Origin of the sequence: Desulfuromonas sp. AOP6 (genome assembly GCF_009731355.2) — a bacterium.
Taxonomy (GTDB): domain Bacteria; phylum Desulfobacterota; class Desulfuromonadia; order Desulfuromonadales; family SZUA-540; genus SZUA-540.
The window spans coordinates 3223122-3249188 of sequence record NZ_AP022810.1 but is presented as its reverse complement, the minus strand read 5'-3'; the positions used below and the strand labels follow the sequence as shown (position 1 = coordinate 3249188).

At 58.6% G+C, this 26067-nt stretch carries 18 protein-coding genes; 16 read left to right on the top strand and 2 right to left on the bottom strand.

Annotation, left to right across the window (positions count from 1 at the left end; translation table 11 throughout):
* Positions 1 to 36: 36 nt before the first annotated feature.
* Both tatC and tatA read right to left on the bottom strand, forming a co-directional pair.
* A complete protein-coding gene (tatC, locus tag AOP6_RS15100) occupies positions 37 to 804 on the bottom strand; it encodes a twin-arginine translocase subunit TatC (RefSeq protein ID WP_155877553.1) in 768 nt (255 codons plus the stop codon).
* A gap of 16 nt (positions 805 to 820) precedes the next feature.
* The gene (gene tatA / locus AOP6_RS15415; protein ID WP_155877552.1) at positions 821 to 1159 is read right to left on the bottom strand and encodes a twin-arginine translocase TatA/TatE family subunit; all 339 of its coding nucleotides are present in this window, start codon (positions 1157 to 1159) and stop codon (positions 821 to 823) included.
* Between the two features lie 155 nt (positions 1160 to 1314).
* Here tatA and nadA point away from each other — a divergent pair, with 155 nt between their 5' ends.
* The 16 genes from nadA (at position 1315) to AOP6_RS15015 (ending at position 25902) form a co-directional block, all read left to right on the top strand.
* Positions 1315 to 2229 (top strand): quinolinate synthase NadA, encoded by a 915-nt coding sequence (gene nadA, locus AOP6_RS15090; protein WP_155877551.1) that lies wholly within the window; start codon positions 1315 to 1317, stop codon positions 2227 to 2229.
* A gap of 75 nt (positions 2230 to 2304) precedes the next feature.
* On the top strand, positions 2305 to 5793 hold the full coding sequence (mfd, locus tag AOP6_RS15085; RefSeq protein WP_155877550.1) for a transcription-repair coupling factor: 3489 nt from the start codon (positions 2305 to 2307) through the stop codon (positions 5791 to 5793).
* A gap of 102 nt (positions 5794 to 5895) precedes the next feature.
* Positions 5896 to 6825 carry a peptidyl-prolyl cis-trans isomerase gene (locus AOP6_RS15080; RefSeq protein WP_155877549.1) on the top strand — a complete coding sequence of 310 codons (930 nt, stop codon included), beginning with the start codon at positions 5896 to 5898 and terminating at the stop codon, positions 6823 to 6825.
* Positions 6826 to 6847: 22 nt separating this feature from the next.
* On the top strand, positions 6848 to 7798 hold the full coding sequence (locus tag AOP6_RS15075; protein ID WP_213194648.1) for a SurA N-terminal domain-containing protein: 951 nt from the start codon (positions 6848 to 6850) through the stop codon (positions 7796 to 7798).
* Positions 7799 to 7916: 118 nt separating this feature from the next.
* The gene (gene pdxA / locus AOP6_RS15070; RefSeq protein WP_155877547.1) at positions 7917 to 8948 is read left to right on the top strand and encodes a 4-hydroxythreonine-4-phosphate dehydrogenase PdxA; all 1032 of its coding nucleotides are present in this window, start codon (positions 7917 to 7919) and stop codon (positions 8946 to 8948) included.
* Positions 8945 to 11758, top strand: coding sequence for an excinuclease ABC subunit UvrA (gene uvrA, locus AOP6_RS15065; RefSeq protein ID WP_155877546.1), 2814 nt, complete (start codon positions 8945 to 8947; stop codon positions 11756 to 11758). The genes pdxA and uvrA overlap by 4 nt, the downstream gene beginning before the upstream one ends.
* A gap of 120 nt (positions 11759 to 11878) precedes the next feature.
* Entirely contained in the window at positions 11879 to 13216 is a 1338-nt protein-coding gene (locus AOP6_RS15060; RefSeq protein ID WP_155877545.1) for a potassium transporter TrkG, read from the top strand.
* Positions 13217 to 13236: 20 nt separating this feature from the next.
* A complete protein-coding gene (locus AOP6_RS15055) occupies positions 13237 to 13884 on the top strand; it encodes a TrkA family potassium uptake protein (protein WP_155877544.1) in 648 nt (215 codons plus the stop codon).
* A gap of 665 nt (positions 13885 to 14549) precedes the next feature.
* Positions 14550 to 15977 carry a cardiolipin synthase gene (gene cls, locus AOP6_RS15050; protein WP_155877543.1) on the top strand — a complete coding sequence of 476 codons (1428 nt, stop codon included), beginning with the start codon at positions 14550 to 14552 and terminating at the stop codon, positions 15975 to 15977.
* Between the two features lie 218 nt (positions 15978 to 16195).
* Positions 16196 to 17578, top strand: coding sequence for a tetrathionate reductase family octaheme c-type cytochrome (locus AOP6_RS15045; protein WP_155877542.1), 1383 nt, complete (start codon positions 16196 to 16198; stop codon positions 17576 to 17578).
* Between the two features lie 415 nt (positions 17579 to 17993).
* Positions 17994 to 18440 carry a class II SORL domain-containing protein gene (locus tag AOP6_RS15040; protein ID WP_155877541.1) on the top strand — a complete coding sequence of 149 codons (447 nt, stop codon included), beginning with the start codon at positions 17994 to 17996 and terminating at the stop codon, positions 18438 to 18440.
* Between the two features lie 307 nt (positions 18441 to 18747).
* Entirely contained in the window at positions 18748 to 19284 is a 537-nt protein-coding gene (gene purE / locus AOP6_RS15035; protein ID WP_155877540.1) for a 5-(carboxyamino)imidazole ribonucleotide mutase, read from the top strand.
* Between the two features lie 195 nt (positions 19285 to 19479).
* On the top strand, positions 19480 to 20046 hold the full coding sequence (locus AOP6_RS15030) for a TetR/AcrR family transcriptional regulator (protein WP_275950988.1): 567 nt from the start codon (positions 19480 to 19482) through the stop codon (positions 20044 to 20046).
* 111 nt (positions 20047 to 20157) lie between these two features.
* Positions 20158 to 21345, top strand: a complete 1188-nt coding sequence (locus AOP6_RS15025; protein ID WP_155877539.1) for an efflux RND transporter periplasmic adaptor subunit — start codon at positions 20158 to 20160, stop codon at positions 21343 to 21345.
* Positions 21346 to 21356: 11 nt separating this feature from the next.
* Positions 21357 to 24494 carry an efflux RND transporter permease subunit gene (locus AOP6_RS15020; RefSeq protein WP_155877538.1) on the top strand — a complete coding sequence of 1046 codons (3138 nt, stop codon included), beginning with the start codon at positions 21357 to 21359 and terminating at the stop codon, positions 24492 to 24494.
* Between the two features lies 1 nt (position 24495).
* The gene (locus tag AOP6_RS15015) at positions 24496 to 25902 is read left to right on the top strand and encodes an efflux transporter outer membrane subunit (RefSeq protein ID WP_155877537.1); all 1407 of its coding nucleotides are present in this window, start codon (positions 24496 to 24498) and stop codon (positions 25900 to 25902) included.
* Positions 25903 to 26067 lie beyond the last annotated feature (165 nt).

Genomic DNA, 26067 nt, shown 5'->3' with positions numbered 1-26067 from the left:
CCTGAAGCAGAGTGACGAAACAAAAATAGCACAGGATCAGGACGAAGAAGGGGTATCCTCATCAGAGGGGTCCGCGGCTGTCTTCTTTTTCCCGAAGAAACGGGCAACCAAGATGCCCACTTCATAAAGAATGGCGAAGGGGATGGCCAGGGCCGTTTGCGAGATGATGTCGGGCGGAGTAAGTACTGCCCCGATAATAAAAGCGAACAGCAGTGCGTATTTGCGATTTTTAGCGAGCCAGACGTGATCGACGATACCCATGCGGGCTAGAAAGAAGATAACGATCGGCAGCTCGAAAACGAGCCCGAAGGCGAGCAAAAGTTTACTGGAGAGGGAAAGATAAGCTCCCATGGAAAGCATGGCCTCGATTTGTCCAGTGCTGGTGCCGAATTGAATGAGAAAGGTAAAAATGAAGGGAAAGACATAGAAGAAGCCAAAGTAGGCTCCGGTGATAAAACAGAGAAAGCTGGCCACAACAAAAGGAATCGCCAGTTTCTTTTCATGAGCATAGAGGCCAGGTGCAATAAAAGCCCAGATTTGCCAGAGGATAACAGGCAGAGAAACGAGAAGGCCGGCCAAAGCTCCCAGTTTGAGATAGGTGAAAAAAGGTTCCGTGGCATTGATGAAGACAAGAGAGCTGCCTTCGGGAAGAGCATTGTGCACGGGGGCCGAAATGACCTGAAAGAGGCGCTCGGCGAAGCCATAGCAGGCCAGAAAACCCACAAACCAGGAACCCGCAGCAATGATGAGGCGCTTGCGCAGTTCTTCAAGGTGGGCAGTGAAAGGGAGAGCTTCTTCGCTCATGCGGTGCGGTCCTTCATCAGTGGCTGGAGGGAGTCTGTTCTTTATGGTCGGTCTCGGCGTCTTCACTAGTGCTGGAAGACTCCGCGGACGCATCCTCTTCCTCCTGGGAGTCCTCAGGCCGGGTCTGGGATTCAGCCCCTGGCGGGGTCATTTTGCCGGATTTAAGCAGGGAATCGCGGTTATTATCCTGCCGTGATTCCACATCGATCGTGTTTTTGAATTCCTCAGTGGCTTTTTTGAATTCACCAAGTCCGCGACCGAGAGCTTTGGCAATATCGGGGAGCTTTTTAGGGCCAATGACTATGAGCGCCACAGCCAGGATAAGGAGCAGTTCGGGCATGCCGATACCAAACATAGAGAGATCCTCAAAATAAAAAAGAAAAGGACGGATCAGAAGCGATGAGGATAGTCCTTCTCCCCTGCCCTGTCAAGGGTGAAGCCCGATAAGGGTTTGACATAGCGGGAGTTTTACATGTAGTATACGCCCTAAAAATCAGGGGAAGGTAGGCAATGAACCAGCAAGAGATCAAAGCGGAAATTCGCCGGTTGGCCCAAGAAAGGAACGCCCTGCTTCTCGCCCATAACTATCAGCGGGATGAGATTCAGGAAATTGCCGATATAACGGGAGACTCCCTGGGTCTCTCCATGGAGGCGGCCAGAACGGACAAGGATGTAATCGTCTTTTGCGGCGTTCATTTCATGGCGGAAAGTGCGGCGATTCTGGCTCCCGACAAGATCGTCCTGCTGCCGCGGCCCGATGCCGGTTGCCCCATGGCCGACATGGTGACGCCCGAGGGTCTGCGCCAGTTGAAGGCTAAACATCCCGGTGTTCCCGTCGTCACCTATGTAAACAGCAGTGCCGCGGTAAAGGCAGAGAGCGATATCTGCTGCACCAGCGCCAACGCCATAAAAGTGGTAAATTCCCTCGACGCGGCCGAAGTCATCCTGGTCCCGGATCGCAATCTGGGGCACTATATTGCCGGGCATACGGACAAGGTCTGCCATTTCTGGGAGGGATACTGCCCCACCCATGAGCGCCTCGAGGTGGCCGATGTCGAACGGGCTAAAAAAGATTATCCGGAGGCGGTGTTCATGGCCCATCCCGAATGCCACCCTTCCATCCTGGCCCTGGCCGACCACATCTGCTCCACCAGCGGTATGTACGACTATGTTCGCACCAGTGCTGCCCGTCAGTTCATTGTCGGGACGGAAGCCGGCATCCTCTTTCGCCTGCGTCGGGAAAATCCGGACCGGGAGTTCATTCTGCCGACTTCCCGTCTGATTTGCCCCAACATGAAGCTGACTTCGCTGGAGGATGTCCTCCACAGTTTACAGACCTTGTCGCCGGAGATCACCGTGCCATCAGAGGTGCGAAAGAAGGCCCGCACGGCCCTTGACCGCATGCTGGCTGTCCCGCGCGATTGAGGCCTTTGCCACGGGAAATTCCTTCTACTGAAGCGGGGCGTGCGCAGGCACGCCCTTCTTTTATGCGACAGACCTATGCAGAACGAGCAGACACATACCGATAAAAAGCCAACCTCTGTGGAGGAGTGCGTCGACAGTCTGCTGGAGCGTCGTCAGCATGCCGAAGTTGTCGGTCTGACAGGTTCCAGTTCCGCCTATGTGCTGGCGCGCTATCTGGCCAAAAGTACCGAGACCCTGCTGGTGCTGACCGCGAATCAGAAACAGGCCGATGCCTTGGCTTCGGCGCTTGATTTTTATCATGGCCGTCAGGGTGAAATAGTGGTCATTCCTCATTGGGAAGTGCATCCCTACGAACCCCTTACGCCCCACCCGGAAGTTGAAGCGACCCGTCTTTCCGCCCTTGCCGGTCTGCTGCAGGGGCGCGTGCGTGCGGCGGTTGTTTCGGTGCGGGCGCTCATGCAGAAGGTCATACCCGGGTCGGTTCTGACCAATCTGAGCGGCCTGCTGGTCTGTGGGGACGATTACGAGCGCACAGCCCTCATCGATCGCCTGCTGGCTTTGGGCTACAACCCGGTTCCCCTGGTGGAGGATCGGGGCACCTTTTCGATCCGGGGCGATATTCTTGACATTTTCCCGGCCTCCCGCCAGGCTCCGGTCCGTATCGAGTTCTTTGGCGACACCATCGAACGCATGCGCCCCTTCCAGGCGGCGACCCAGCGCTCGGAACAGCAGGAACTGGAAGAAATTGAACTGCTACCGGCCCGGGAAATGATTCTGACGGGGGATTACCTGGAAACTTTCGCCCGGCGTCTCAAAGAACGCTGCGACGACCTCGGTTTGCCGCGCACCCAGCGGGAGTCCATCCTGGAAGAGGCCCGCGAAGGGTTGCTTTCGCCTGGACGCTCCTTCCTGCTTCCCTTGAACTACCCTTCCCTGGATACCCTGTTCGATTATCTCCCCAAGGCCCGACTGGTGGTCGTCGATCCGCCCGAAGTCGAGCAGGAAATCGATGCCTTCAGTGCCGAGATTGCCGAAGGGGAAAGGCATGCTGCCAATCGGGAAGAGGCCTATGCCCCGGCCGCTGAGTTATATCTGACTCCAGTCGAAGTGGAGAACGCCCTGGCCGGAGGTACGGGTCGTATCGACCTGCCCATCCTGCCCGTGTATCGCCTGCAGGAGGACCGTGAGCTGTATCGGCTTCGGGTCGATGGCAATGGGGATATCCGCTCCTTGTTCAAAGAGGGGGAAGGCCTGGCCCAGTTTGCCGACAGAATGGCGCAGTGGCAAGAGGAGTCTTGGCGCATCCTGCTGGTCTGTCATCAGCGGGGTCAGGCGGAACGCATGGCCGATCTGCTGCGTCCCTATGGCCTGGAACTGTTTTTCTCCGGAAGCTCCAAGGCGCACAGCCCCGAACCAGGTGAAATTGCACTGGTGCGGGGTGAGTTGCAGGCGGGTTTCCGTCTCCCCGATGAAAAGTGGGCAGTCATCACCGAAGAGGAAATCTTCGGGCAGCGGGTTCGCCGCCGGGCCCTTACCGAGGCGCGGGCCAAAGCTCTTCTCTCCTCGCTGGCGGAACTCAAGGAAGGCGACTATGTCGTGCATGCCGATCACGGCATCGCCCTCTATCGTGGCCTCCAGCACCTGGAGATGAACGGCATCGAAGGGGATTTCCTTCAGATCGAGTACGCCGGTGGCGATCGGCTGTACCTGCCGGTGGACCGCATCGAAAAAGTCCAAAAATACGTCGGCGGCGAGGGACATGTGCCCCGCCTCGACCGTTTGGGCAGTGGGTCCTGGGAAAAAGCCAGGCTGCGAGCCAGGGCTGCGGTGGAGGAACTGGCCCGTGAACTGCTCAATATCTATGCCCGCCGCGAGATGGCTGAGGCCTATAGTTTTTCGCCGCCGGACCGGACCTTCCGGGAATTCGAGGCAGCCTTCCCCTATGAGGAGACCCCGGACCAGCTCGAAGCCATTACCGACACTCTGGACGATATGCAGTCAGGCAAGCCCATGGATCGCCTGATCTGCGGTGATGTCGGCTTCGGCAAGACGGAAGTAGCCATCAGAGCGGCCTTTAAAGCGGCTATGGATGGCAAGCAAGTGGCGGTGCTGGTGCCGACCACCATTCTCGCCCAGCAACACCTGGAGAGTTTCCGGGAGCGTTTCAAGGGCTATCCCCTTGAGGTGGAGATGGTCTCGCGTTTTCGTACGCCCAAGGAGCAGAAGGAGATTCTGCAGAAGACAGCGGAAGGCAAGATTGACGTCCTTATCGGTACCCATCGCCTGCTGCAGAGGGACGTCCGCTTTCGCGACCTGGGTCTCATGATCGTCGATGAGGAGCAGCGTTTCGGTGTTTCCCACAAAGAACGACTCAAAAAGTTGCGGGCCGAAGTGGCGACTCTCACCCTCACCGCCACCCCCATACCGCGCACCCTGCACATGGGCCTCATGGGGCTGCGCAGCCTTTCCGTCATCGATACGCCCCCTATCGATCGATTGGCGGTGCGCACCTATGTGACACGCTTCGACGACGAGCTGATCCGCGAGGCGGTATTGCGGGAGTTGCGCCGTGGCGGCCAGGTCTTTTTTGTCCACAACCGGGTGCAGACCATCGGTGCCATGGCCGAATTTTTAGGCAAGCTCATACCCGAGGCCAAAATTGCCGTCGGCCATGGTCAGATGGGCGAGCGAGAGCTGGAAAAGGTCATGCTCGAATTTATCGAGGGCAAAACCAACGTTCTGGTCAGCAGCACCATCATTGAAAACGGTCTGGATATCTCCCGGGCCAATACCATCATCGTCAATCGGGCTGATTGTTTCGGGCTGGCCCAGCTTTATCAGCTCCGTGGCAGGGTCGGGCGCTCCAATCAGCGGGCCTATGCCTATCTGCTCATTCCAGGAGAAGGCTCCCTGACCCGTGAGGCACGGGAAAGGCTGAAGGTTTTGCAGGAGTTAACGGAGCTGGGGGCAGGTTTCCGCATCGCCAGCCATGACCTGGAACTGCGTGGCGCCGGCGATCTGCTGGGAGACAGGCAGGCCGGTCAGATCGCGGCCATCGGCTTCGAGCTCTATGCCGAGCTGCTGGAAGAGACGATTCACGAACTGCGCGGGCAGACGATGGAAGAGCGTATCGATCCGGAAATCCGTCTGGGGGTTTCTGCTTTCCTGCCGGAGAAATATGTTCCCGATCCCAACCAGCGCCTGGTGCTTTACAAAAAAATGGCTTCGGTACCTGACGAGGCACAACTCTACGCCATTGCCGATGAATTGCGGGATCGGTATGGAGAGATTCCCCCACCAACATCACTGCTCTTCGAGGTGATGAAGTTGCGTGTCCTGATGAAGCAGTTGAAGGTGGAGTTTGCAGAATTTGACGGTCGCCAGCTGGTTTTTGGTTTTCACGCCGAGACGCCTGTACCCCCGGATAAAATTCTACAATTGATAGAAGACACCAGCGGTCGCTATCGCTTTACCCCAGATTATCGCCTTTCGGTACGGATGGCGAAAACCTCCGCCGAAGAGCTAGTAGCCGCGGCTAAAAAAGAATTGCAAGCTTTTTTGTAACTGTGCTAGCGTGACCCTTTAAGACCGGTTTTTCACCGGGAGTCCGCCTGCTTTACGACGGACGAACCTTTTCTCCTGCTTTTCCCGAGGCCTCAAACCACCATGTTCAATCGCTGTCAAGTATCCTTTTTTCTGCTCCTGTTTCTGGCTGCCGGGCTCTGTGCCTGCCAGCAAAATGACGCTTCCCAGGCTGAGGTCCTGGTCCGGGTGGATGGACGTGTCGTCACCTTGGAGCAGTTCGAGCGCGACCTGGAAAAATCGTTGCCGGCCGACCAGACCGTCTCGGATGAAGAGCGTAGCGAAATGAAGCGGTCTTTTCTCGTCCAGGTCATTGACCGGGAGCTGGCGTTGGCCGAAGCGGACAGGTTGGGTCTCTCGGTCAATGTGCAAGAGGAAGAAGCAGCTTTTCAGGAATATCGCCGCGATTATCCCGAAAACACCTTCGACCAAATGCTCGGAAGCCGCGGTATTACCCTGGAGGATTGGAAAAGGGAATTGCGCGAGGGCCTGCTGATGGAGAAGGTGCTCAAAGAGGCCGTCTATTCTCGCGTCGAGGTCAGTGATGAGGAAATAGCCGCTTATTATGACGAGTATCGCGAAGAGTTTGATCGTCCTGAGCAGGTTCGGGCCCGCCAGATTCTGGTCGGCAGTAAGGAGGAAGGCGAGCGTGTGCTTGGCCTGCTGCGGCAGGGCGAGGATTTTGACGCCGTCGCCCGTAAATACTCCCTCTCCCCCGATGCCGAAGAAGGAGGAGATCTCGGCTTTTTCAGCCGGGGCGAAATGCCGACCGAGTTCGATGCCGTTGTGTTCAGTCTGGCAGCGGGACGAATCAGTGACCTGACCCAAAGTTCCTACGGTTATCATATCTTCAAGGTAGAAGAAAAACGAAAGGCCGTGCGTCTGCCGTTGGACGAAGTAAAAGATGACATTCGCCAGACGCTGAGAACCCAGAAAGAAGAACGGACCTACCAGCAATGGCTCCATGAGTTACGGGGGCGGGCTGTCATCGAGGTCGACTGGGAACGACTGTAATTTTTTTAGAAGGGTTCTTTTCATGTTACGTATTGTCACTATCGCCCTAGTCGCTATGTTGTTGCTTGTTGCCCCGGCTGCGGCACGGGTTCTCAATGAAGTTGCCGCCATCGTCAACGAGGAAGCCATAACAACCTACGATCTGGACAGGGCCGTGGCTGAGCGGATTTCTCCGGCTGAACAAGAGAACCTTGGTCCTATCGCCATGGATAGTCGGCGACGGGAGATTTTGCAGGGCCTTATCGAGGAAGCGCTCATGCGCCAGCGCGCCACGGAGTTGGGCCTGGCCGTCAGCGACGCCGAGGTGGAAGAGGCCATTCGCGACGTGGAGAAGCAGAATAATCTGACCCGCGAACAGTTGCGGCAGGCGCTGAGTGCCCAGGGGATGAATTTCGAGGAGTACCGGGAAAATCTGCGGGAGCAGATTCAGAGCTTTAAATTGCTCGGTCGCGAAGTGCAGAGCCGTCTGGAGGTGAACAATCAGGAGATCCGCGACTATTTCCGGGAGCATATCGGTGAATTTCGCGGGAATCCCTTTATCCGCCTGAGCCATATCACCTTCCCTGTTCCTACCGACGCCAGCAAGGCAGAGTTGGAAAGGCGCTACGCTCTGGCGCAGGACGCTGTCTCCCGTCTCAAATTGGGGGAGGACTTTGCCAGGGTGCTGGCCAGCTATGCAGAAAGTGGGCAGGCGGGCGGTGGCGATCTGGGCGCCTTTGGCCAAGGGGAGCTGTCCCCGGCCTTTGAGAGGGCCGTTGCGGATCTGCGGCAGGGCCAGGTCAGCGAAGTCGTGTCAACCCCGGAGGGCTACCATGTCCTCTTTCTGATAGAGCGCAGCGATGGCAATATCCGGCACTTCGACACCGTTAAAGAGGAAATCAGCCGCAAGGTGATCGAGAGCAAAAAGACGCAAGGGGTCAAGGACTGGATGGAAGAGCTCAAAGCGAAGGCCTTCATCGAGATCAAGATATAAATACACGCGCTGTAACCGTACCGATGTCAGGGGCCCCGTCGAACCATCGGCGGGGCTCCTGTTTTTAAGGCCAAGAAAAAGGAAGACCTTCGGGATACTATCAGGTCAGGAGCCAGGAATGGAAAAGCCTGTTATCGTCAGCATGGGAGATCCTGTCGGGGTCGGTCCGGAACTTTTGATCAAAGCCCTCATCTCCGGAGAGCTGCAGGCGGCCGCCCCATCCTTGCTGGTAGCCGGGGATGCAGGGGTGCTGGCCCGGGCCGCCCGGATTTTCGACCGGACAGCCGTGCTGACTCCGGGTCGGGGGCTGGCCACGCATCAACTTGAGATCGAGGGAAACATCCTCCCCGTGCGCGCGCTGTCCGAACTGCCGGCAACCAGTCTGTCTTTCGGACAGCCGACCCCGGCCTGTGGCCGCGCCATGCTCGACTATATCGAATGGAGCTGCGATCAGGTGCTGGCCGGTCATGGCAGGGCCATGGTGACCGGCCCCATCAACAAGGAAGCCATTCATGCGGCCGGCTGTGATTTTCCCGGCCACACGGAGCTGCTGGCCCATCGCTGCCGGGTGCCTCGGGTCGTCATGATGCTCGGCGGCGAGCGGCTCAAGGTCTGCCTGGTGACGACCCATATGGCCCTGAACCAGGTACCGACGGCTCTCACCACCGCGGACATCCTCGAGACGATACGGCTCACCGATGCCGCCTTCCGCCGTTATTTCGTAAAGGAGCGAGCCCCTCGCCTCGCCGTGCTGGCCCTCAACCCCCACGCCGGCGAGGGAGGACTGTTCGGCGACGAAGAGCAGCGCCTCATCGTGCCGGCCATTGCCGCCGCGCGCCGAGAGGGGATCGAGGCCAGCGGACCCCACAGCGCCGACACCCTCTTCCACTTTGCCGTCCGGGGCGCTTATGACGCCGTGGTCTGCATGTATCACGACCAGGGGCTCATCCCCCTGAAGCTGCTTCATTTCGAGGATGGGGTCAACGTCACCCTCGGCCTGCCCATCATTCGTACCTCCGTCGATCACGGCACGGCCTACGATCTGGCCGGCACGGGGCGGGCCAGTTGCCAGAGCCTGCTGGCGGCGCTGCGTCTGGCCGAGGACATGGCCGCCAAAGATCGCGATGAACACAAAGGATCAAATCCATGATTGACAAAATCATCATAAAAGGCGCCCGCGAGCACAACCTCAAGGGGATCGACGTCGAAATCCCCCGGGAAAAGCTGGTCGTCATTACCGGCGTTTCCGGCTCCGGCAAGAGCACGCTGGCCTTCGACACCATTTACGCCGAAGGCCAGCGGCGCTACGTCGAGAGCCTTTCCGCCTATGCCCGCCAGTTTCTGGGGCAGATGGAGAAGCCCGACGTCGACAGCATCGAGGGTCTATCGCCGGCCATCTCCATCGAACAGAAGACGACCTCGAAAAACCCCCGCTCCACCGTCGGCACGGTCACCGAAATCTATGACTATCTGCGCCTGCTCTTCGCCCGCGTGGGTCGGGTCTACTGCCCGGGCTGCGGCAAGGAAATCGCCTCGCAGACCGTGGAGCAGATGGTGGATCGCATTATGCAGCTGCCCGAAAAGACGAAGCTGCTGCTGCTGGCCCCCATCGTCGCCGGGCGCAAGGGCGAGTACCGCAAGGAGCTCAAGCAACTGCAGGCCGACGGTTTCGTGCGGGTTCGGGTCGATGGACAGATGCATGAGCTGGGCGAGCCCATCGAGCTCGACAAGAACAAAAAGCATACGATTGAAGTGGTCGTGGACCGCCTGGTCATCAAGGAGGGGCTGGAACGCCGCCTGGCCGATTCGCTGGAGACGGCCCTGCGTCTGGCCGACGGGGTGGTGCGGGTGGAAGTCGTCGACGGCGAGAGCCAGCTCTTTTCCGAAAAACACGCCTGCGTCGACTGCGGCATCTCCTATCCTGAAATCACCCCCCGCATGTTCTCCTTCAACAACCCCTACGGCGCCTGTCCCGACTGTTCCGGTCTGGGAACCCGCATGTACTTCGACCCGGAACAGGTGGTGCCCAATCCGGCCCTGTCCTTGCGCGAAGGGGCTGTCGTCCCCTGGGAGACCCGCACCGGTTTCTACTATCAGCAGTTGATCGAGGCTTTGGCCGATCATTACGGCTTCGACATCAATACCCCCTTCGCCGAGCTGCCGGCCCGTATCCGGGAGGTGCTGCTGCACGGCAGCGGCAAGGAAGAGGTCCGTTTCTTTTTCGACCAGGGCGGCCGCCGTCACTTTTACCACAAGGTATTCGAGGGCATCATCCCGAACCTGGAGCGCAAATACCGCGAAACCGATTCGGAAAACGTGCGGGAAAATCTCGAGCGCTTCATGAACGTCATGCCCTGCCCCACCTGCCACGGAGCCCGCCTGCGTCCCGAGTCCCTGAATGTGCGGGTGGCGGGCAAAAGCATCCGCGAGGTGACGGCGATGTCCATCGTCGAGGCGGAGGTCTTTTTCGCCGCCATCACCCTCACTCCCAAGGAGGAGGAGATTGCCCGGCGCATCTTCAAGGAGATCCGCGAGCGTCTTTCCTTCCTGACCCATGTCGGCCTCGACTACCTGACGCTCGACCGCGCCTCCGGCACCCTCTCCGGCGGCGAAGGGCAGCGTATCCGCCTGGCCACTCAGGTCGGCTCTTCCCTGGTGGGGGTGCTTTACATCCTCGACGAACCCTCCATCGGGCTGCACCAGCGGGACAACCGCCGCCTGCTCGAAACCCTCAAGCGCTTGCGTGACCTCGGCAATACGGTGCTGGTGGTCGAGCATGACGAAGAAACGATACTGGAGGCCGACCACGTTATCGACATGGGGCCGGCCGCCGGTGTGCACGGGGGGAGCATCGTGGCCCAGGGCACGCCGCAGGAGATTCTGCGCGATCCCAATTCGCTGACGGGGCGCTACCTTTCCGGCGCCCTCTCCATCCCGCTGCCCAAGGAGCGCCGGCGCGGTGACCGCTTTCTCGAGATCAAAAACGCGCGAGAAAACAACTTACAGGGCATCGATGTAGCCTTTCCCCTGGGGGTGATGACCTGCGTCACCGGCGCCTCCGGCTCCGGCAAATCCACCCTGGTCATCGACACCCTCTTTCGAGCCCTGTCCCAGCAGCTCTACCGCTCCAAAGAGAAGGCGGGCAAGGTCGACGCCATTATCGGTCTCGACATGCTGGACAAGGTTATCGATATCGACCAGTCCCCCATCGGACGCACCCCCCGCTCGAACCCGGCGACCTACACGGGCGTCTTCACGGATATCCGCGATATTTTCGCCCAGCTCCCCGAAGCCAAAGTGCGCGGCTACAAGGCGGGGCGCTTTTCGTTCAATGTCAAGGGTGGGCGCTGCGAAGCCTGCCAGGGCGATGGTATCCTGAAAATCGAAATGCATTTTCTGCCCGACGTTTACGTCCAGTGCGAGGTCTGCAAAGGGGCGCGCTACAACCGGGAGACCCTGGAGGTGCGCTACAAGGGCAAAAGCATCGCCGATGTGCTGGACATGACGGTCAATCAGGCCAGCGAGTTTCTGGAAAATATCCCGCGTGTTCGCAACAAGCTGCAGACCCTGCGGGACGTGGGCCTCGGCTATATCAAGGTGGGACAGAGCGCCACCACCCTCTCCGGTGGCGAAGCCCAGCGGGTGAAGCTGGCCAAGGAGCTGTCCAAGCGGGCCACTGGCAAAACGATCTATATTCTGGACGAACCGACCACAGGGTTGCACTTTGCTGATATTCAGAAGCTGCTGGACGTCTTGCAGCGCTTGGTCGACGCCGGCAATACCGTGATCATCATCGAGCACAATCTGGATGTGATCAAGGTGGCCGATCACCTGATCGACCTGGGACCGGAAGGCGGCAGCCGCGGCGGCGAGATCGTCGTGTGCGGCACGCCCGAGGAGGTGGCCCGCTGTTCGGCCTCCCACACGGGACGTTATCTGCGTTCCTATCTGAACCTTTAAAGATGACCCGGTTGCATTGACTTTTCCCAGGCGGCTGATAGAGGGATAGCAGGGACTTAAAATTCGGGACAGGGTGACCTGGCCTCATGGTCCTCCCTCTTCAGCCGGACGGGAACAGTCATGACGCACCGCCTCAGACTCAACGCTCTTCAGCAGATCGTCCTCGGTTATGTCATCGTTATCCTGGCAGGGGCCTTTTTGCTCAGCCTGCCAGCAGCCAGTGAGGACTCCCGTACACAACCTTTCCTCGATACCCTGTTCTGTGCCACCTCCGCTGTCACCACCACCGGCCTGACCGTGGTGGATATCGGCTCAGCCTATTCCCTCTTTGGCGAGCTGGTCATCCTGGCTCTATTCCAAATCGGCGGCCTTGGCTATATGCTCCTGCTGGCCGGCATCCTTACCGGTTTGGGCGGCAGACTGTCCCTGAGTTCGCGGGTTCTTCTGCGGGAATCAATGGCCAGGCCCCCGCGGGTGGACATGCTGGCCTATGGCAAATTCATTGTAGGCCTTACCCTGGTGGTGGAATTGACCGGAACCCTGGGGTTGGCCTGGCTGTTCAGTGCGGATTATCCTGCGCAAGAGGCCCTCTATAGTGGCTTTTTTCATGCTGTTTCGGCCTTTTGTACGGCGGGATTCGGGCTTGATGCCGACAGTCTGAGCGGCACGCGCCAGTCGGCAGCGATTCAGCTGGTGATTCATGTCCTCATGGGCCTTGGCGCTCTGGGGTTCCTGGTGATCCACGACCTGCTGGCAGGGAAGAAGCGGGGGGAGGGCTGCAAACGGGAGAAAGCGTCTCTGCAGAGCCGCCTCGTTATCAAAACGAGTTTTTTTCTGGCTGTGGCCGGTACGGCGCTGGTGTGGCTTGGCAATCGACAGGTGCCGCAAGTCATTCCCCTTGGACAACAGTGGCTTGATGCCTCCTTTCAGGCTCTGTCGGCGGCTACGACCACAGGGTTTTACACCCTGGATATCGGCAGTCTTCCAATGGCGACCCTGTGGGTGCTCATCGCTCTTATGTTTATCGGCGCCTCGCCGGGCGGATCGGGAGGGGGAATCAAGACGCTTTCGTTCGCGTTGCTGCTCACGTATCTGCGCGACCATCTGGCCGGAAGAGCGGATACCGTGGTTGGTGGCAACAAGATTTCGCCCCTTCTTTTGAACAAGGTATTGGCCCTGGTCAGTCTGGCTCTTTTCTGGATCATGCTGGCGACGGGGGCCCTCCTCTTTACCGAGGATGCCGAGCTCTCAGGAATCTTGTTCGAGGTCGTCTCCGCCCTCGGAACGGTCGGTCTTTCCACCGGGCTGACGGCCGACCTGACGCCCTTCGGCAAGAGTCTGATCCTGCTGAGCATGTTCGCCGGCCGGGTGGGCCCCCTGTTGTTGGGGTATTCTCTTTTCAGGCGATCCAAAAAGGAACATTACAGCTATCCGGAGGCCGACCTGGCCTTGGGCTGAGTGTGGGAGGGAGTGAGCGAATGAAAAGCTATGTCGTGATCGGATTGGGAAATTTCGGCCGGAATGTCGCCCTTGAACTCGCCTCCTATGGGGAAGAAGTCCTGGCCGTGGACAGGGATGAAAGACGGGTCGAAGAGCTGAGAGACCAGGTAACGGCCTCTGTCATTGCCGACGCAAGGGACAAGGAAGCCCTGGCCGATTTTGTCAGTGCCGACATGGAAGCGGCCATACTCAATCTCGGCGACAACCTCGAAGCCATGGCCCTGACGACGCTCAACCTGGTGGATCTCGGCGTGAAGCGCATCATTGTCAAGGCCGAGACCCCCACAATCGGCAAGATCGTCAAAGCCATCGGAGCGACGGAGTGGATCAATCCCGAACAGGAAGGCGCCCGCCATCTGGCGCGCACGCTGCACCAGCCGAACCTGATCGAGCATATTCCCCTGGCCCCCGATTACGATATCGTGGAAGTCGCCATACCTGACCGGTTTGTCGGCCGCAGTCTCGGTGATATCGATTTGCGCCGCCACCACGATGTCGTTGTTATCGCGGTGAAAGAGATTCTAACAGACCGTATCCATCTTATTCCCTCGGCCAATTTCGTTTTTGAGGTCGATTCGGCCATGATCCTCATGGGGAAAAAGGAGAACCTTGAAAAACTGCAGTAGGGATTTTCCTGGTCGCGGTTGACAAGGCCGGAGGTCTATAGAATAATCAAAATTCGGCGATTTAGGCAGGTTTCAAAAAGGGAGAATGGTTCACAGTGAGCAGCGTACCAAGTTCAGCAACGTGCTTTTCCGACGGCTCCTGTCTCCAGTGGAGGGGCCATGGAAAATACCGGACCATGACATCGTAGTTTTATCCCCGTGAGAAATGGCCCTGCTACAAGCCGGTCTTCAGGGACCGGCTTTTTTTACGCGAGATAACCGATATCGGCTCGGCAGCAACAATAAAGTCAAGAGGTTGATCATGGATAAGTGCCCCGTATGTAAGGAAATGAAAAAGGGAAAATACTGGTGCAGTGGCTGTAAAACGGTTTTTTTATGCCCCAACCCCAATTGCGGTGCCGAAATTCGCAATCGCGACGCTCGGGAATGTCCCCGTTGTGCCCTGATCTTCGCGGACTATCTCGAACAGAAAAAAATGTATCGTATATGCCCTAAATGTAAGAAAAAACAGGGCGTGTCCGAACCTCAGTGCAAATACTGCCGCTACTGGTTCTTCTGCCCGACCTGCGGACACAGGGTGCCTTCCACCAGCATGCTCACCTGTCCGCGCTGTGCAACCAGTTTGCGATGAAGAGAATGACAGTCAACATGTTGATGAGGACCTTTTGCTGTATTGGATCCTAGGATGGGTACTGACGCTTTTCGGTCTCTGGTCGGCCGGGCACGCGCTCCTCAATAAACGCGATCCGCGTTCCGCGCTGATTTGGATCGTGCTGTGCGTCGGTGTGCCGGGTGTGGGAGCCTTTTTTTACTGGGTGCTCGGGGTTAACCGCATTCGCTCCACCGCCAAGGACTGGCAGCTGCGGGGTCAGGGGATGTTCTGGCGTGAAAACGAGCTGTGTCCCTGGTCCTTCGACCATGGCATGGACCAGCCCTTTCGCCTCGAAAACTTCTGTGCCCAGCTGGCGCTGGCTGACCAGGTGACGCGGCGGCCGCTGCTGCAGGGAAACAAAATCACGCCTCTTCACAACGGCGAAGAAGCCTATCCCGCCATGCTGCAAAGCCTGGCGGCGGCCCGACAGACCATTTTTCTCTCCACCTACATATTCGATTCGGACGGCATCGGCTTTCAATTCGCCGAAGCCCTCAGGGTGGCAGCCGAGCGTGGTGTGGATGTCCGGGTTCTGGTCGATGGCCTTGGGGAGCGTTATTCGTATCCACCCATCCGCCGGCAGTTCAAGAAATCGAAGGTGCGCTATGTGCGCTTTCTGCCCCCGTCTTTATCGGGGCGGGGGATCCATCTCAACCTGCGCAATCATCGCAAGCTGCTGGTGGTGGATGGCGAAACCGGTTATACCGGCGGCATGAATATCGGTGAACGTCACCTGGCGCGACGCCAGGATCCTGGACGCGTGGTAGACGTACACTTTTGTGTGGAAGGACCTGTGGTCGGCCAGTTGCAGGAGGCTTTTCTGGAGGACTGGTCCTTTGCTACCCGCGAACCTTTTAAAAACATCACCTATCCTCCGGCACCCGATGCGGGGCATGCTTTCTGTCGAGGCATCAGCGCCGGCCCCAATGAAGATTTTGAAAAGCTGGTGTGGCTGCTCATTGGTGCCCTAAACTGTGCACGCAGCCGGGTGCGCATCATGACCCCTTACTTCATTCCCGACAGGGCGATGATTTTCGCCATCAATACGGCGGCGTTAAGGGGCGTCCGGGTCGAGATTCTACTGCCGGAAAAGAACAATCTTCCCTATGTCGATTGGGCCACCCGCTCTTATCTGTGGGAACTCCTTCAGCACGGTGTCGCCGTCTACTACCAGCCCCCGCCCTTTGTGCACAGCAAGCTGCTGCTGGTAGACGATCACTATGCCCAGATCGGCTCGGCGAACCTGGACCCACGTAGCCTGCGGCTTAATTTCGAATTTACGATGGAGATCTACGACCGCAGCTTCGTAGAAGAAATGGCTCGCCACTTTGATCGGGTCAGGGAAGGGTCTGCCCGCATGACTCTAGAAAAGATCGATGCCCGGCCACTCTGGCAAAAAATTCGTGATGCCGCAGTGAAGCTATTTTCCCCCTACCTGTAGGTTGGCACGCTGTCTCTTCTTCGCCATTTAGCGTGCACTGGGTCATTTCGCGCCCATCGACAGGGCCCTGTGCTCCAGGTCGAAGGATTGAAACTACCCCCCAAAAAGGGGTGACCTCAGGTCTTTCTTCGCCGATTGATATCTTCAGAAAAAATGGCATCCAATTTGCTGCGGTTAGAGGGTTCACACTATAAGCAATATTCCAAGGAGGTCGATGCATGCGACAGTTGAAAAGGATTTTGGCGTTATTTTTGATTCTGGGTTTATGGGGAGGAGCAGCCCTGGCCGCCAATCCTCACACCGAATATGTTCAAGGGGAATTCAAAACAGGGCCAGATGTCACCAGGGTCTGCCTGGACTGCCATGAGCAGCAGGCCGAAGACTTCATGAAGACCAGTCACTGGACCTGGGCCCTCGAACAGGAGATTGACGGGAAAAAAGTAGCCGCCGGCAAGCGCAATGTGCTCAATAACTACTGCACCCAGATTAAAAGTAACGAGACTTCGTGCAACCGTTGCCATGCCGGTTACGGTTTCGAGGACGACAGTTTCGATTTCAGCGATAAGACCAGGGTGGACTGTCTGGTCTGCCACGACACGACAGGCACTTACGTCAAGGGCGATGCCGGCTGGCCCGCCGAAGGCCTTAACCTGCTGCGGATTGCTCAGAATGTCGGCGCACCCGTACGTGACAACTGCGGTGCCTGCCACTTCTACGGCGGCGGTGGTGATGCTGTCAAGCACGGCGACCTCGATTCCTCCATGTCCTATCCTGAAAGCAAGACCGACATCCACATGGGTCTCGACGGCCAGGACTTTTCCTGCCAGTCCTGCCATGTGACCAAAAACCATGTCATCCCTGGTAATTCCCTCGGCGTCTCTCCGGGTGCCGCCAGCCAGCTCCGCTGCGAAGATTGCCACGCCGGTGCTGTCCACCAGGAAAGCCGTCTCAACGATCACGCGGCCAACATCGCCTGTCAGACCTGCCACATTCCGTATTATGCCAAAGAGATTCCGACCAAAATCTGGTGGGACTGGTCGACCGCCGGCGATGACAGCCGTGATATCATCAAGGATAAATACGGTCTGCCCCTGTATGTGAAGAAAAAGGGGGACATGAAGTACGGCAAAATGGTTCAACCCGAGTATGCCTGGTTTGAGACGGGCGAGGCCATCAACCATGTACGCGGCCAGAAGATCAAGGATCCGAACAAAGTGCTGATGGTGGCTGGACCGACGTCGACCATCAAGGACAAAAAGGCCCGCATTTATCCCTTCAAGGTGATGGGCGGCAAACAGGCCTTTGACCCTGTCAACAAAACCCTGCTGGCCGTCCATCAGATCGGCGACGATGGTTACTGGACCACCTTCGACTGGAAGCGCTCGGCCGAAATCGGCATGAAGGCGGCAGGACTGCCCTTCAGCGGTGAGGTCGACTTTATCGAGACCCGCATGTACTGGCGTCTCAACCACATGGTCTCTCCGGCCAGCGAAGCCCTCAACTGCCTCGACTGTCATGGAGACAACGGCCGCCTGAACTGGAAAGCGCTGGGCTACAAAGGGGATCCGATGGTCAACCCCAAGTGGGCCCGGAGCAAATAAAACCGATCAAGAACACCGAGCAAACAAAAGGGCCGCCCAACCGGGGTGGCCCTTTTGTTTGCAAAAAAAATCAGCCCCGCCGGAATGGTCTTTCCGGGGGGCTGAATGCACAGATACGAGAATTATTGGTTTTCTTTTTTTTCTTCTTCCTTCCGGACCGGAAGGCTGCAACTGTCGGACAGTCAGGTTTGGACGCCCATCTTGGGCAAAACCCACTTGTTGACGACGTACCAGATGGCAACAATGCCGAGGATACTGAGTATTTCCATAAGGCTCCTCCATAAGATAGGACTTTCAATATATAATACCTTCTTGTGCAGGAGCAAGTGAAATCGCCCCAGACAGGGCAGCCGTCTCTTGCAAGAATTGCAAAGCCGGATATAGTTCCTAAATATAACTAAAAGGAGGCAAGCATATGGGTGCTGATGTGAAGCGACGGGAGTTTCTGCTGACGGGTTCGACGGTTTTGGCTGCTGGTCTTTTCATGGGTGTTCCCAGTGTGCGCGCCGCCGAGTCAGAGATGCATGTCTTCACGGCCAAAGATCCAGCCAACAAATCCTTGTCCGAACAGAAGCATGTGCCGGTAATCGAGGTGCCGGAGCGCCTGACCAAGGGAGTGCCCTTCCCGGTGACGATCACGGTGGGGGAAGTCATCCATCCCATGGTCAAGGAACATTACATCGACTATGTTGAGCTGTTCGTCGACGACAAGCCGGCCGGCAGGGCCACGTTGACGCCAGGCCAGAATGCTCCCAAGGTCACCTTTTTTATCACTGTGGAGGGACCGGCCACCCTCAGGGCCCGTGAGTTCTGTAATCTCCATGGGCTGTGGGAAGAGACCCGGCAGGTAACCATAGGGTAAAGAAGTCGTTGCATAGGTGCCTATTTCTATTGACATGGGCCCGCACGTCCAATAATATTTTTGCCTTTAAAGGGGAGTAGCTTCCGGCTGGAAAAGAGCCGGCCCGCGATTCGTCAATACGGTGCCAGTCACCCGGGCGCGGGGTTGCGATCTTTGATCGGAATTTGCAAGACCTTTATTCACACCACGAACCGAAGTGATGTGAATAAAGGTCTTTTGTTTTTATTTGTGTTTGACAGGCAGATGCATTCTTGAACGGTATGTCGTGGTGGCCTTGTCGGCCTCCCCCAACAAAGGAGATTGTAAAGTGACTAAAGCAGGAACGGCTTCACCCAAGGACAAGGTTCTCGTCGGCATCCTTACCGGCAGTCCCAACGATCTGCCCAAGGTGGTCAAGGTGCGGGACACCCTCGATGAGCTGGGTATTCGCAGCGAAATTGTCGTCGCTTCGGCCCACCGCACCCCCGACAAGGTTTTCGCCTACCTCGACCGCGCCCACGCCGAGGGGGTTGAGGTCCTTATCGGCTGTGCCGGTGTGGCCGCCCACCTGGCCGGCGTGATCGCTGGTCATACCCAGCTGCCGGTCATCGGCTTGCCCCTGGGCAACGGTCCCCTCTCCGGCTGGGACAGCCTCCTCTCTACCGTGCAGATGCCCCCGGGCGTACCGGTGGCGACGGTGGCCATCGATGGTTCCCGTAACGCCGCTATCATGGCGGCCCGTATCCTGGCCCTCAAATATCCCGAAATCGCCCAGGGTCTGAAGGATATGGCAGCAAAGGAACGAGCTCGTTACGATCAGACCGCCGATGAGGCCCTGGCCCGTCTGAGTGACAAAAAAGCCTGAGCTTAGTCAGGGTTTTCAGCATGCTTGACGAAAAGGGCGGCGGGTGATTATATCCGCCGCCTTTTCACTTTTGTGCTAACAGGGAAGCCATCCTTTTAATCTTTTTATCTTGGGCCGTAAAAAATGCTGGACGTTTTCTCGCCTTTTCTATAAAATGGAATGATTATTCATTCCGGATCAAGGACAGGACAGGACATGACCAAGACAGACAAACGGGAAGAGATCGTCAGGGCCGCCCTTGAGCTGATCGCCGAGCGGGGATACCACGGCACGCCCATGGCCCTCATCGCCGAGCAGGCCAAGGTGGGGGCCGGCACGATCTATCGTTATTTTGCGAACAAGGATGTGTTGATCACCGAACTTTATCAGGAAGTGGAAAACCGCGTCAATCCGGTTATCACCGCCGGTTATGACGTGAACCAGCCTTTCCGGGAACGTTTTTTCCACCTGCTCAAGGCTCTGCTGAAATATTTTACCGAAAACCCCCTTGATTTCCGCTACGTGGAACAGTTTCACAACTCCCCCTATGGGGTTGCCTTTCGTCGGGAACGGCTGTTGGTGCGCCGGCAGGAGCGGGATGTCTGCCTGCATCTCTTTGACGAAGGCGTCTCAAAAAAGCTGCTGAAAGACCTGCCGCTGTCCATCCTGCTGGCCCTGGCTTTCGGCCCCATTCTGTCTGTGGCCCGCGACCATGTGCTTGGGTTTTTACCGTTGGACGACCGGTTATCGACGAAACGATCAAGGCCTGTTGGGATGCGGTGAAGACGCCAGCCGCGGAGGCAGAGGAACGAGTCAAATCTTAACAGCGGCGATGGCGCCATCGGCTCGCCGGCAAGTTACTCAATATCATTTAGGACAAGGATAGAGGTGTTTATGCGAACCAGTTTCAGAAGAACGATCATAACATTGACAGGGCTCCTCATTGCCGGGCTGCTGCTGGCCGGGTGCGAAAAAAATGGGCCGGCCGGGCCCCAGGGTGCCAGACCGGCCCCGGAGGTGTCGGTACTGACGGTGAAAGAAGAGACCGTAACCTTGACTACGGAACTGCCGGGCCGCACAGCTCCCCGTCTCATTGCTGAGGTGCGCCCCCAGGTGGGTGGCATCATCCAGAAACGGCTCTTCACCGAAGGCTCCGAGGTGAAGGCGGGGCAGGTGTTGTACCAGATCGATCCGGCTGTCCACCAGGCGGAATACAACAGCGCCCAAGCATCCCTTGCCCAGGCCGAAGCCAATTTCGAGGCCTTGCAGCTGCGGGAAGAGCGGTATCGGGAGCTGGTCGACATGAAGGCGGTCAGCCAGCAGGACTACGATGATACACGTTCGGCGATGAAAAGCGCCCAGGCTGAGATTGAAGCGGCCAGGGCCGCGGTGGAGCGAGCCCGCATCAACCTGAACTACACACAGATAAAGGCGCCGATTGCGGGCCGAATCGGCCGCTCTTCCGTCACCACCGGCGCTTTGGTCACCGCCAGTCAGGCCGCGCCTCTGGCCACCATCCGGCAGCTTGACCCCATGTATGTCGATGTGACCCAATCGGCGGCCGAGCTGCTGAGTCTCAAACGTCAGATTGCCGGTGGACTGGTCCAGGAAGGTGATCCCCGCCAGGCCGAAGTGAAGCTGATGCTGGAGGATGGCACCCCCTACCCGCTGGCTGGAACCCTGAAGTTCTCCGAGGTAACCGTAGAGGAAAGCACGGGTTCGGTGACGTTACGCACCCTCTTTCCCAACCCCGAGCAGACTCTGCTGCCCGGTCTTTTTGTCCGGGCCATCGTTCTTGAGGGGGTAAAAGAACAGGCCATAATGGTGCCGCAGCGGGCGGTGACCCGCAACCCCGCTGGTAACGCCATGGTTTTTGTGGTTACAGCGGAAGACAAAGTTGCTCCTCGGATCATCGAAGTGAATCGCACCATGGGCGATCAATGGCTGGTGGAAAAGGGCCTGCAGGCAGGCGATCGTGTGATTATGGAAGGTATTCAGAAGGCGAGACCGGGAACGTCCGTCAAAACGGTTCCCTATGTCACCCCTGATGCAGCCCCTCAAAACACGGTCCCCGGCAACTAAAGGAGTTCCACATGGCCCGATTTTTCATAGACCGACCCATATTTGCCTGGGTCATAGCAATTATCATCATGCTGGCCGGCCTGCTGGCGATCAAGACGCTGCCGGTTTCGCAGTACCCTTCCATCGCGCCGCCGCAGATATCCATCAACGCCGTCTATCCGGGGGCCTCGGCCCAGACGGTGCAGGACACGGTCACCCAGATCATCGAACAGAAGATGAACGGGATCGACAACCTGATTTACATGGCCTCCAACAGCGACTCGGCCGGCCTGGGCACGGTGACGCTGACCTTCAAGGCCGGCACCGACCCCAATCTGGCCCAGGTGCAGGTCCAGAACAAGCTGCAGCTGGCGACACCCCTGCTGCCCGAAGTGGTCCAGCGCCAGGGCATCTCGGTCGTCAAGTCGACGCGCAACTTTCTGCTGATTGTCGGCCTGGTCTCGGAGGATGGCTCCATGACCCGCTACGACCTCGCCGACTATGCCGTCTCCAATATCCAGGATATTCTCAGCCGCCTCGAAGGGGTCGGCGAGGTGCAGCTCTTCGGTTCCCAGAACGCCATGCGCATCTGGCTCAACCCGACCAAGCTGACCAATTACAAGCTGATCCCGGCAGATGTGGTGACGGCGCTGCAGGCGCAGAACGCCCAGGTATCCGCCGGCCAGTTCGGCGGCTTGCCGGCCGTGGCGGGGCAGCAGCTCAATGCCACCATAACGGCCAGAACCCTTCTGCAGACGCCGGAACAGTTTGAGGCCATTGTGCTGCGGACCAACGCCGACGGCTCGACCGTCCGCCTGAAGGACGTGGCTGAGGTGGCCATCGGCACCGAAAACTACGACATTCTGGCCCGCTACAAAGGGAGCCCGGCCGCCGGACTGGGGATCAAGCTGGCCGCCGGTGCCAATGCCCTCGATACGGCCGAGCGCATCAAAGAGAAGATGGTGGAGCTGTCCGGGTTCTTTCCGCAGGGGATGAAGGTCGTCTATCCCTACGACACCACCCCCTTCGTCAAGATTTCCATCGAAGAGGTGGTGCGCACCCTCATCGAGGCCGTCTTCCTGGTCTTCGTCGTCATGTTTCTCTTTCTGCAGAACATCCGCGCCACCCTCATCCCCACCATCGCCGTGCCGGTGGTGCTGCTCGGCACCTTCGGCGTGCTGGCGGCCGCGGGCTTCTCCATCAATACCCTGACCATGTTCGCCATGGTGCTGGCCATCGGCCTGCTGGTGGACGACGCCATCGTCGTGGTGGAGAACGTCGAGCGCATCATGACGGAGGAGGGCCTGCCGCCGCGGGAAGCGACCATCAAGTCCATGGACCAGATCATCGGCGCCCTGGTTGGCATCGCCCTGGTGCTGTCGGCGGTTTTTGTCCCCATGGCCTTTTTCAGCGGTTCCACCGGGGTTATCTACCGGCAGTTCTCCATCACCATCGTCTCGGCCATGGCTCTGTCGGTGCTGGTGGCAGTCATCCTGACCCCAGCTCTCTGCGCCACCCTGCTAAAACCGGTGGCCAAGGGGCATGTGGCGGCGGACAGCGGCTGGTTCAAGGGTTTCTTCCGCTGGTTCAACAAATGGTTCGACCGCAGCAATAATATGTATCAGTCCCTCGTCGGCCGCATGCTGAGGCGCACCGGACGTTTCATGGTGATCTACGGGCTCATCGTCGTGGTCATGGCCTGGCTCTTTCTGCGTATGCCCACGGCCTTTTTGCCGGAGGAAGACCAGGGCATCATCATGGTGCAGCTGCAGCTGCCGGCGGGAGCCACCCAGGCCAGAACCATGGAAGTGATCAAGCAGGTGGAGCATCATTTTCTTGAAAAAGAGGGAGAAGCGATTGATTCCCTCATGACCGTGGCCGGTTTCAGTTTCGCCGGACGCGGCCAGAATATGGGGATCGCCTTTATCCGCCTGAAAGACTGGGAGCTTCGCCAGGATCCTGCCCTTAAGGCTCCGGCGATTGCCGGGCGGGCCATGGGCGCCTTCAGCCAGATCAAAGATGCCATGGTCTTTGCCTTCGTGCCGCCGGCGGTAATGGAACTGGGCAACGCCAACGGCTTCGACTTTCAGCTGCAGGACCGCGGCGGTCTCGGCCACGAAAAGCTCATGGCGGCCCGCAACCAGCTGCTGGGCATGGCAATGCAGAGTCCCAACCTGGTGGCGGTGCGCCCCAACGGCCAGGACGATACACCCCAGTATAAGCTGGATGTTGATGACGTGCGCGCCGGAGCCCTGGGGATCCCCCTGGCCCAGATCAACAGCCTGCTGGCCACGGCCTGGGGGAGCAGCTATGTCAATGACTTTATCCAGAATGGCCGGGTCAAAAGGGTCTACGTTCAGGGGGCCCCCCAGTATCGCATGCTTCCCGAGGATATCGGTAGCTGGTACGCCCGCAACAATCGCGGCGAGATGGTGCCCTTCTCGGCCTTTTCCACGGCCCATTGGCAGTATGGTTCCCCGCGCCTGGAGCGTTACAACGGGATGCCCTCCATACAGATCATGGGGCAGGCGGCTCCCGGCGTGAGCTCGGGAGAAGCCATGTCCCAGATGGAAGCGCTGGCGGCGCAGCTGCCCCCGGGTATCGGCTACGAATGGACTGGCCTGTCCTACGAGGAAAGACTGGCCGGCGCCCAGGCTCCGGCCCTCTACGCCATCTCCCTGCTGGTGGTCTTTCTCTGTCTGGCGGCTCTCTACGAGAGTTGGGCGGTTCCCTTTTCGGTCATGCTGGTTGTGCCCCTGGGGATCATTGGCGCCGTCGTGGCGGCGACCTCCCGCGGTTACTCCAATGACGTGTATTTCCAGATCGCCATTTTGACCACAATCGGCCTGTCGTCGAAGAATGCCATCCTCATCGTCGAGTTTGCCAAAGAAGAAATGGAACGCGGCATGGGCCTGGTCGAGGCGACCCTGGAAGCTGTCCGCTTGCGCCTGCGTCCCATCCTGATGACCTCGCTGGCCTTCTTCTTCGGCGTGCTCCCGCTGGCCCTCAACACGGGGGCGGGCTCGGGTGCCCAGAACGCCATGGGGACCGCCGTCAACGGCGCCATGGTCACCGCCACGGTGCTGGCGATATTCTTCGTACCGGTCTTTTTCGTCACCATCCGCCGACTTTTCAAGGCCAAGCCTGCACCGACCAAGGAGGGCCACTGATATGCATAGAATGGCAATCTGCCTGCTATTGACTGTTTTGCTGCTAAGCGGCTGTACGCTGGCGCCTCATTACAGCCGGCCGGAGGCTCCTGTGCCGACATCCTGGGCCGCTGACGCCAACCTGGAAGGGGATAAAGATCCGGCGGCACCTGCTTATGCAGCCATGTCCTGGCAGGACTTTTTTGTGGATGGAAACCTCAAGGAACTCATCAGGCTGGCCCTGGAAAGCAATCGCGACCTGCGGGTGACGGCTTTGACCATTGAGCGGACCCGCGCCCAATACCGCATCCAGCGTTCCGAGCTCTTCCCTGGCCTGCAGGCCGGGGCCGGCTACAACCGCCAGCGGGTCCCCGATACGTCAGGCTTTGGGCGCGTTATCCATCTGGAGCAGTACAATGTGTCCCTGGCGACGACGGCCTGGGAGATCGACTTTTTCGGGCGCTTACGCAGCCTGAAAAAGCAGGCGCTTCAGACCTATCTGGCCAGCGAAGAAGCCTATCGCAGCGCCCGCCTGGCTCTGGTCTCGGAGGTGGCGAGGGCCTACCTGGTTCTGGCCGCCGACCGGGAACGCCGGCAATTGGCCGAAGAGACCCTGGCCAGCTACCGGGAGACTCTGGCGCTGACCCAGCGGCGCTATGACGCCGGAGTCGCTTCCGAGCTCGACCTGCGCCAGGCCCAGACCAGCGTTGAGGCGGCGCGGGTGGATAGGGCCCGTTACGACAGCCTCGTGGCCGAGGGGGAGAACGCCCTGCGCCAGCTGGTGGGACAGGAATTTCCGCCTGACCTGCTGCCCGCGGCGCCGGTGACGGAACTGGCGGCCGTGACGGAGATCCCCGCCGGTGTCCCTTCGGAGGTGCTGCAGCAGCGCCCGGATATCCTGGCAGCCGAATACCAGCTCAAAGCCGCTTACGCCAATATCGGTGCGGCCCGGGCCGCCTTCTTCCCGCGCATCGCCTTGACGGCCTCGGCCGGCTTTGGCAGCTCGGAGCTCTCTACCCTCTTCGACGACGCCTCCCGGGCCTGGGCCTTCTCGCCCCGGCTGGATCTGCCCATCTTCACGGCGGGCAGCCTGCGGGCGCGCCTGCAGGTCTCCAAGGTCGACCGGGAGATCTCCCTGGCCCGCTACGAGGGGGCCATCCAGGGGGCTTTCCGCGAGGTGGCCGACGCCCTCGTCCGGCAGGAAACGATCGTCGATCAACTGCAGGCCCAGCAGGCCCTGGTCGAGGCGACGGCGGCCACTTACAACCTTTCCGAGCTGCGTTATACGCGGGGCGTGGACAGTTTCCTCAGCCTGCTCGACTCCCAGCGCTCCTTGTACGGCGCCCGCCAGGGCCTGGTTGCCGTTCGGCTGGCGCGCCTGGAGAACTTGGTCTCCCTTTACAAAGTGCTGGGCGGCGGGGCGTTTTAGCGTATAGCCCCCTATCGCATCAGTTTGTGCAAAGCCCTGGTATTTTTGAAAGGATACCAGGGCTTTTTTTTTGACCTTTACCGAGAGGAAAGATTTGCCCCGGGAGGGTATTCGGTCAGGCCTCCCATAGGGGTCAAAAGATTCAAAGTCTTGCAAAACCCACCA